The sequence below is a fragment of the Streptomyces thermospinosisporus genome (genome assembly GCF_039526425.1).
GTDB lineage: Bacteria > Actinomycetota > Actinomycetes > Streptomycetales > Streptomycetaceae > Streptomyces > Streptomyces thermocarboxydovorans.
Genome location: NZ_BAAAIZ010000056.1, coordinates 35,165 through 42,361 on the forward strand (window position 1 = coordinate 35,165; position 7,197 = coordinate 42,361).

At 71.0% G+C, this 7,197-nt stretch carries 9 protein-coding genes and 6 tRNA genes; 8 read left to right on the forward strand and 7 right to left on the reverse strand.

All coding sequences use genetic code 11. The annotated features are described in order from the left end of the window. Window positions 1–11 precede the first annotated feature (11 nt). Together ABD207_RS19425 and ABD207_RS19430 are read right to left on the reverse strand one after the other, a co-directional pair. Window positions 12–83, reverse strand: a tRNA-Val gene (locus ABD207_RS19425). Between the two features lie 79 nt (window positions 84–162). Beyond that, window positions 163–648 carry a TIGR02611 family protein gene (locus tag ABD207_RS19430; RefSeq protein ID WP_344014376.1) on the reverse strand — a complete coding sequence of 162 codons (486 nt, stop codon included), beginning with the start codon at window positions 646–648 and terminating at the stop codon, window positions 163–165. A 191-nt stretch (window positions 649–839) separates the two neighbouring features. Here ABD207_RS19430 and ABD207_RS19435 point away from each other — a divergent pair, with 191 nt between their 5' ends. Then, complete coding sequence (locus ABD207_RS19435) at window positions 840–1,253, forward strand: SsgA family sporulation/cell division regulator (RefSeq protein WP_167990618.1); 414 nt, start codon at window positions 840–842, stop codon at window positions 1,251–1,253. 355 nt (window positions 1,254–1,608) lie between these two features. Continuing rightward, window positions 1,609–2,169, forward strand: coding sequence for a CGNR zinc finger domain-containing protein (locus tag ABD207_RS19440; RefSeq protein ID WP_344014377.1), 561 nt, complete (start codon window positions 1,609–1,611; stop codon window positions 2,167–2,169). Window positions 2,170–2,244: 75 nt separating this feature from the next. Here ABD207_RS19440 and ABD207_RS19445 read toward each other — a convergent pair whose 3' ends face one another. Both ABD207_RS19445 and ABD207_RS19450 read right to left on the reverse strand, forming a co-directional pair. Then, window positions 2,245–2,397 (reverse strand): hypothetical protein, encoded by a 153-nt coding sequence (locus ABD207_RS19445; protein ID WP_167990614.1) that lies wholly within the window; start codon window positions 2,395–2,397, stop codon window positions 2,245–2,247. 233 nt (window positions 2,398–2,630) lie between these two features. Beyond that, a complete protein-coding gene (locus ABD207_RS19450) occupies window positions 2,631–3,065 on the reverse strand; it encodes a hypothetical protein (protein ID WP_344014378.1) in 435 nt (144 codons plus the stop codon). Window positions 3,066–3,281: 216 nt separating this feature from the next. On the opposite strand from ABD207_RS19450, the gene ABD207_RS19455 reads away from it, so the two are divergent. Then, on the forward strand, window positions 3,282–3,797 hold the full coding sequence (locus tag ABD207_RS19455; RefSeq protein WP_344014379.1) for a DsbA family protein: 516 nt from the start codon (window positions 3,282–3,284) through the stop codon (window positions 3,795–3,797). A 38-nt stretch (window positions 3,798–3,835) separates the two neighbouring features. Here ABD207_RS19455 and ABD207_RS19460 read toward each other — a convergent pair whose 3' ends face one another. From ABD207_RS19460 to ABD207_RS19470, 3 genes are read right to left on the reverse strand one after another with little or no spacing between them, the layout of a single operon-like run. Beyond that, window positions 3,836–4,660 carry a GNAT family N-acetyltransferase gene (locus ABD207_RS19460; protein WP_344014380.1) on the reverse strand — a complete coding sequence of 275 codons (825 nt, stop codon included), beginning with the start codon at window positions 4,658–4,660 and terminating at the stop codon, window positions 3,836–3,838. 50 nt (window positions 4,661–4,710) lie between these two features. Further along, entirely contained in the window at window positions 4,711–5,532 is an 822-nt protein-coding gene (locus ABD207_RS19465) for an aminotransferase class IV (RefSeq protein ID WP_344002283.1), read from the reverse strand. After that, complete coding sequence (locus tag ABD207_RS19470; RefSeq protein WP_344014381.1) at window positions 5,529–6,581, reverse strand: chorismate-binding protein; 1,053 nt, start codon at window positions 6,579–6,581, stop codon at window positions 5,529–5,531. The genes ABD207_RS19465 and ABD207_RS19470 overlap by 4 nt, the downstream gene beginning before the upstream one ends. Before the next feature lie 132 nt (window positions 6,582–6,713). On the opposite strand from ABD207_RS19470, the gene ABD207_RS19475 reads away from it, so the two are divergent. From ABD207_RS19475 to ABD207_RS19495, 5 genes are all read left to right on the forward strand, one after another. Beyond that, window positions 6,714–6,786, forward strand: a tRNA-Gly gene (locus ABD207_RS19475). Window positions 6,787–6,823: 37 nt separating this feature from the next. Continuing rightward, a tRNA-Cys gene (locus ABD207_RS19480) sits at window positions 6,824–6,897 on the forward strand. Window position 6,898: 1 nt separating this feature from the next. Further along, window positions 6,899–6,970 (forward strand) — tRNA-Val (locus ABD207_RS19485). Window positions 6,971–6,994: 24 nt separating this feature from the next. Next, a tRNA-Val gene (locus ABD207_RS19490) sits at window positions 6,995–7,066 on the forward strand. A 44-nt stretch (window positions 7,067–7,110) separates the two neighbouring features. Next, window positions 7,111–7,182, forward strand: a tRNA-Val gene (locus tag ABD207_RS19495). Window positions 7,183–7,197 lie beyond the last annotated feature (15 nt).

The following is a 7,197-nucleotide window of genomic DNA, read 5'->3' on the forward strand; positions in this document are numbered from 1 at the left end:
CTGTGATCCGGTGGGCGATACTGGGTTCGAACCAGTGACCTCTTCGGTGTGAACGAAGCGCTCTCCCACTGAGCTAATCGCCCGGGCGCAGGAAGAACATTACCCCATGTCAGGGGGTGCTCGTGACCAGAGGGGGCCGGTCGCCCCGGGCCCCGGCCCTGATCACTGGTCCTTGATCTTCCACGGCATGACGAGGCCGAACCTGTAGAAGTAGATCCCGGCCAGCACGGCCACGATGACCAGGCCGATCGAGGTCAGGATGATGTTGCGGCGCCGCACCTTGGGATCGAGGGCCCGCTGCGCCGCCTCGGTGACCTTGCGCTTGGTCCAGCGCAGCACCAGCTGGGCCCAGGCGAACTCGGTCCCCCAGATCGCCATGCCGGCGAAGATCACCACCCAGCCCGGCCCGGGCAGCGGCAGCATGATCACTCCGGCCGCGACGACGGCCAGGCCGATGACGAAGACGCCGACCTGCCAGCTGATGTGCAGCCCGCGACGCGCCTGGATGAACCGAGGCGCCCGCGAGCCGAGCGGCCGCTCCCCGCGCTCCTTCCGATCCGCCGCCTCGCCCGTCGCTGCCCCTTCCGCTCGGTCCGCCCGGCCGGCGGCCACGGCCGCCTCACCGCGCTTGTTACTCCCCGTGTTCATACGGCCAAACACTACCCGAGCGAATCACATCACCGGAATGGGCGCACCGCCCGAACGATCTCTCGGCCGGACGAGTTACATAAACGCACGCAAAACACTCAGAGGGGTTTACAACGGCACCGTAGGTGGCATGTCGATTTCGCCGACGTGCGAATCCCCGAGCGCACACTGAGCGAAAGGCCCTGGCGCTTATGAACACCACGGTCAGCTGCGAGCTGCACCTGCGCCTCGTTGTGTCGAGCGAGTCCTCCCTGCCTGTCCCCGCAGGCCTGCGGTACGACACGGCCGACCCCTACGCCGTGCACGCCACCTTCCACACCGGAGCCGAGGAGACCGTCGAGTGGGTGTTCGCCCGCGACCTCCTCGCCGAGGGACTTCACCGCCCCACCGGCACGGGCGACGTCCGCGTCTGGCCGTCGCGCAGTCATGGCCAGAGCGTCGTCTGCATCGCGCTGAGCTCCCCGGAGGGCGAGGCTCTGCTCGAGGCCCCAGCGCGGGCCCTGGAGTCCTTCCTGAAGCGCACCGACGCCGCCGTGCCCCCCGGCACGGAGCACCGGCACTTCGATCTCGATCAGGAGCTCTCGCACATCCTGGCGGAAAGCTAGGCGAGGCCACCAAGCCGCCCGGCGCCGTCGACTCGGGGAGACGGCTCGGGCCCGAGCAGCCGCTTACGGCACACACCGGCGTCGGCCGCGGACTCCCGCGACCGGCGCCCTTGTGTTGCGCAGGGGCGGTGACGGAGAGTGAAAGGAGAGCAGAACAGGGGTCCGGGTGTCGGCACGGCCCGCGGATGCCTCAGGGAAACCCGCGGATACCCCCCAGGGGAACGCCGGGGCTCGTTCGGGCGTTGTATTCGATGCCGTGTGCGAAGCGGGGGCGGTGGGGTGCTCGCCTGAGCCACTACTATCGGCCCAGCATCGGCGGGCGACACGCCCGACCCCCCAGGCCAGGGAGCGAATCGTGCTGATCACCCACGACACCCGGTGTGCGCTGGACGCCGTGGTGGATCTGGTGAACACCGCACCGGAGGACGAGTCGGCGCCGGACGGACTGGCGGACGTCGCGGCGCTCGAGCAGTTCGTGCAGAAGCACGACATCAGCGAGGTCGGAGTTCTGACGGAGCTCGACCTGTCGGCGGTGCGCAGGCTCCGGTCCCGCTTTGCCGCGATCTTCGCCGCTCCCGACGCCCGTACCGCCGCCGGACTGATCAACGAACTGGTCGCCGCGGCCGGCACCACACCCCGCCTGACGGACCACGACGGCTACGACTGGCACATCCACTACTTCGCACCCGGCGCCTCGGTCGCCGATCACCTGGCCGCCGACGGCGGGATGGCGCTGGCGTTCTTCGTGGTCGCCGGGGAGCGGGAACGGCTGCGCCGCTGCGAGGCCCCGGACTGCCGGCACGCCTTCGTCGACCTCTCCCGCAACCGCTCGCGCCGCTACTGCGACAGCCGGACCTGCGGCAACCGGCTGCATGTCGCCGCGTACCGGGCACGGCGCAAGGAAGCGGCGGGCTGACCGGACACGCCCGCCCGGCGAGGCACCTCCGCCGACGCGGTCCCGACGGGTGACGCCGGGAACCGCGGGTACGGCTCACAGCCACAGCAGGTCGTGCAGGGCAGCCGTGAGCAGCAGACACCCGATCACCGCAAGGAAGATCATCAGCGGTGGCTGGGATAGGGCGAAGAGGCAGCCGCGCGGCTCGTCCTGAGGCGGCGCGGCATCGCTGTGTGTCGTGTCCAGCATCTCGCCGCGATGATGACGCATCCGGCGCCGCGGGAGCGATCACCACTCGCCGGGTGAACGCCGCTTCGCCGATTGAGTGGGCGACGGTTCGGGTTGTGATCGTTTCCGGACGATCCACGATCCCCTGTGACGTTTCGGCCATCCGACGGCCATCCGACGGCCCTCCGACGCCCCGCAGACACCGCGGACCGCACGGACGCGTCCCGGCCGTGTCCGGCCCGGCCAGGGCCCGGTCAGATGCCGTGCTTCTTCAGGATGGCCTCGATGTCGCTGAAGTCGTCGTCGGACGGCGCGGACTTCTGCCTCGTCGCGGGCTGGGAGCCCGGAGCGAGGGAGGGGGCGGAGGCCGCCGGGGCCACCGCATCGGGCTCGGAGGCCGCCTTGGCCGCCTTCCGCTCCTTGCGGGTGCCGCCGCGCCTGCGCTCCACGGCGCGCGTGGTCGTGAAGATCACCCAGGACAGGCCCAGCAGTCCGAAACCGACCCAGGCCGTCAGGCTGAACGCGGTGTCGGCCAGCCACTCGACGATGCCGGTCAGGACCAGGCCGAGGGGGACGAGCGCGTAGGCGGCGATACGGGCGGCGGCCAGGAACCGCTTGCGGTAGGCGGTGACGGCCGCGATGCCCAGGCCTGCCGCGGACACGGCGGAGCAGACGGTCTCGGCAATCATCCGGTCCTCCCGGCAGGGTGGGTCGCTGTGGGCGCTTCGTCCCTTCCATCCTGCACCTGCACACCCCCGCCCGGCCATGCTCCGGCCCGAGATCAGGGACATCTCCGGGTCGGCTCCTCCGCAGGTGCCGGTGCCGCAGTACGTCCCGCCGCGCGCCGACGGGATCACGCCAGGTCCGATTGGGTGCCACGGGGGCGGTGCTGGGAGACTGTGCCCATGAGTGACCCCTCCACCACCGCCGTGCCCGTTCTCGACGTCTGGTGCGATCTGCAGTGCCCGGACTGCCGCACCGCCCTCGACGATCTGCGCGCCCTGCGCGCCCGCTACGGCGACCGTCTGGAACTGCGGCTGCGCCACTTTCCGCTGGAGAAGCACAAGCACGCCTTCGCCGCGGCCCAGGCCGCCGAGGAGGCGCTGGCGCAGGGGCAGGGCTGGGCCTACGCCGAGGCGCTGCTGGGGCAGGTCGAAGAGCTGGGCCGCAAGGGCGAGCCCTTCCTGGTCGAGGTCGCCCGGGAACTGGGTCTGGACGCCGAGGAGTTCGACACCGCGCTGATCGACGGGCGGCACATCCTCGCGGTCGACGCGGACCAGGCCGAGGGCAAGGCGATCGGGGTGACCGGCACCCCGACGTATGTCATCGCGGGCGAGCGCCTGGACGGGGGCAAGAGCCAGGAGGGGCTGCGCGAGCGCATCGAGCAGATCGCCGACCGCCTGCTCGCCGAGCAGGCCTGAACCGGTCCCCCCGGTCCCTCCCCCGCCGCGCATCGCGCCTACAGCAGGTGCTTGTACATCGCGTACCGGGTGGTCTCGTAGCCGAGCGATTCGTAGAGCCGCTCGGCCGGGGTGTTGCCCGCGAAGACATTGAGCCCGATGGTCCGCTTGCCGGCCTCGACGGCCTGGGCCTCCGCCAGCAACATGAGGGAGCGTCCGTGGCCGCGGCCGCGGTGGGCGGACCGGGTCTCCACGTCGAAGACATAGGCCTGTTCCCCGCGCACCGAGAGCCACAGGCTGCCCACGGCGGTGCCCTGGTGTTCCAGGACGCTGAAGAGCATGCCCTCGGTGGCGCGTCCCTCGGGCAGCAGCGTGGCGTGGTCCCGCTCCGACTTGGCGCGTGCCTCGGCCTCCGGCACGCCGCGCTCGATCCACTGGCGTGCGAAGTCCTCCTTGCCCTGGGCCAGCCAGGACCGGAACTCCTCCTCGGTCATCGCCCGCGCCCGGCTGCCCTCCGGCAGTGCGGGCGAGGTGTCGCCGAGGGCCTTCTCCATGCCGCGGTTGCGCACGACGTACCCGAGCGCCGTGGCGAGCCGGAGGGCCGGCCCGGCGTCGGCGGGGACGGTCACCTCGATGCGGCGGCAGCCCCAGCCGCGTACGACCTCCTCCGCGGCGAGCGCGGCCACCGTGCCCCGGCCGCGCCGGCGGTCCGGTTCCTCGATGCGCAGGCTCATGATCCGGGCGGCGGCGGGGCCGAAGACGGGGTGCGTGCCCAGGTGGATCGTGCCGACGGGACGGCTGTTGACGCACACCTGGTAGCGGCGTGAGCGCGTGCCGTCGGGGTTCTGCTGAAGCGGCTCGACCGGCCGCAGGGTCGTGGTCATCACGGGAGTTCTACCCGCTGCCGCGCCCCGGGTTCAGCCGATTATCGGGCTCAGGGATCGAGATCGGCCGCCGAGCGCTCGTCGAAGATCCGCATGGCCTTGGCGGTCACCGGGCCCGGGGCGCCGGGCAGTTCACGGTCGTCGACGCGGTGGACGGCCTGGACATCGCGCAGGGTGGAGGTGAGGAAGATTTCGTCGGCCCGCTGGAGCACGTCCAGCGGCAGGTCGGTCTCCTTGGCGCCGGTCCACTCGACGACCAGGGCCCGGGTGATGCCGGCGAGGCAGCCGGAGGCGAGCGGCGGGGTGTGGATCTCGCCGTCCAGGACGACGAAGACATTGGAGCCGGTGCCCTCGCAGAGCTGCCCGACGGTGTTGCCGAACAGCGCCTCGCTGGCGTCCCGTTCGCGGGCCCGGGCGAGGGCCACGACGTTCTCGGCGTACGAGGTGGTCTTCAGGCCGGTCAGCGCGCCGCGCTCGTTGCGGGTCCAGGGGACGGTGACGACGGCCGTGGAGTCGGGGCGGCGGCTGGTCTCGCCCAGGGCCACGACCAGGGTGGTCCCGTGCTCGCCGCGGTCCGAGCCCAGCGGTCCGTGGCCGCCGGTGTAGGTGATGCGCAGCCGGCCGAGCGGCATCGGGTTGGCCTCCAGCACGGCCGTGCAGGCGCGGCGGACCTCGTCCAGGTCGGGGTCGGGCAGGCCGAGGCCGCGGGCGGAGCGGGTGAGCCGGTCGAGATGCCGGGTGAGGGCGAACGGACGGCCGTCGACCGCCTTGACCGTCTCGAAGATGCCGTCGCCCACGGTCAGCCCGTGGTCGAAGACGGAGACGCGGGCGGACTCGATGTCCTGCAGCCCGCCGTCGAGCCAGATCTTCACTCTCGGATCCCTTCACTCACCTCGTATGTGCCCGACGCTACCGCGAGCAGCCGGGATGCCTTCAGTTCGGTCTCCCGCCACTCCAGCTCGGGGTCGGACCCCCAGGTGATCCCGGCGCCGGTGCCGAACCGCAGCACGGCGCCGCCGCCCGCGTCCCGGTCGATCCAGAAAGTACGGATGCCCACCGCCAGCTCGCCGGTGCCCCGGTCGGCGTCCACCCAGCCGATGCCGCCGCAGTACGGTCCTCGGGGCGCCGTCTCCAGCTCGCCGATGATCCTCATGGCGCTGGACTTGGGCGCGCCGGTGACCGAGCCGGGCGGGAAGGCGGCATCGAGCAGCTCGGGCCAGCCCGCTTCCGCGCGCAGCTCTCCCCGTACCGTCGACACCAGGTGCACCAGGCCGGGGTGCTTCTCGACGGCGCACAGGTCGGGCACGGTGACGCTGCCGGTGGCGCAGACCCGGCCGATGTCGTTGCGCACCAGGTCCACGATCATGACGTTCTCGGCGTAGTCCTTGTCCAGGAGGTCCGCCTCGGTGCGCCCGGTGCCCTTGATCGGCCCCGACTCCACGACCCGGCCGTCGCGGCGCAGGAACAGCTCGGGCGAGGCGGTGGCGATCTCCACACCGTGCCCCGGCAGCCGGATCGTTCCTGCGTACGGTGCGGGATTGCCGCGGGCCAGCAGGGAGGTCAGGGCGTCCACGTCGCTGTCCGGTGCGACGGGCGCGGACAGCACCCGGCAGAGATTCGCCTGGTACACCTCGCCTTCCGCTATGCGGTCGCGGATGGAGCGCACGCCCGCCGTGTACCCGGAGCGGTCCAGGGAGGTCGACCAGTCGCCGGCGTCCGGCCCCCGCCAGGCGCCCGCCACCGGCGCGGGCACCGGCTGCTCGCGCACCTCGCGGAAGCGTGCGCAGGTCAGACGGCCCTCGAAGTCCGCGCAGACGGCCCAGAAACCGTGGGAGTCCAGGGCCGCCGGGTCGTCGGTGACGTCGATCAGGCCGGTGGCGACACGGTTGCCGAAGCGGGCGAGAGGTGGCAGGTCGAGCACGCCATGAGTGTAGGGCGGGCGCTCGTGGCGCGACGCAGGGCAGCACGCTGCACAAACGCGTTTTTGTACTGGCCCCGGAATCCGCTAGAGTTCAGTTCGTCGCCGGGACGCGCAAGTGGACCGAAACGACAGGCGGACGTAGCTCAGTTGGTAGAGCGCAACCTTGCCAAGGTTGAGGTCGCGAGTTCGAGCCTCGTCGTCCGCTCGCAGCACAGGGGGTCCACGTGATCCCCTACACTCCGGGTGGAGTGGCCGAGAGGCGAGGCAACGGCCTGCAAAGCCGTCTACACGGGTTCAAATCCCGTCTCCACCTCCAAGGACGATTAGCTCAGCGGGAGAGCGCTTCCCTGACACGGAAGAGGTCACTGGTTCAATCCCAGTATCGTCCACTGGATCTCACGAAGATCCGCCCAGCGCGATTAGCTCAGCGGGAGAGCGCTTCCCTGACACGGAAGAGGTCACTGGTTCAATCCCAGTATCGCGCACGCAGTGCCCATGATCCGCTCCACCGCGTGATCATGATTCCCGAGGACGATTAGCTCAGCGGGAGAGCGCTTCCCTGACACGGAAGAGGTCACTGGTTCAATCCCAGTATCGTCCACATCACACCGGAGCC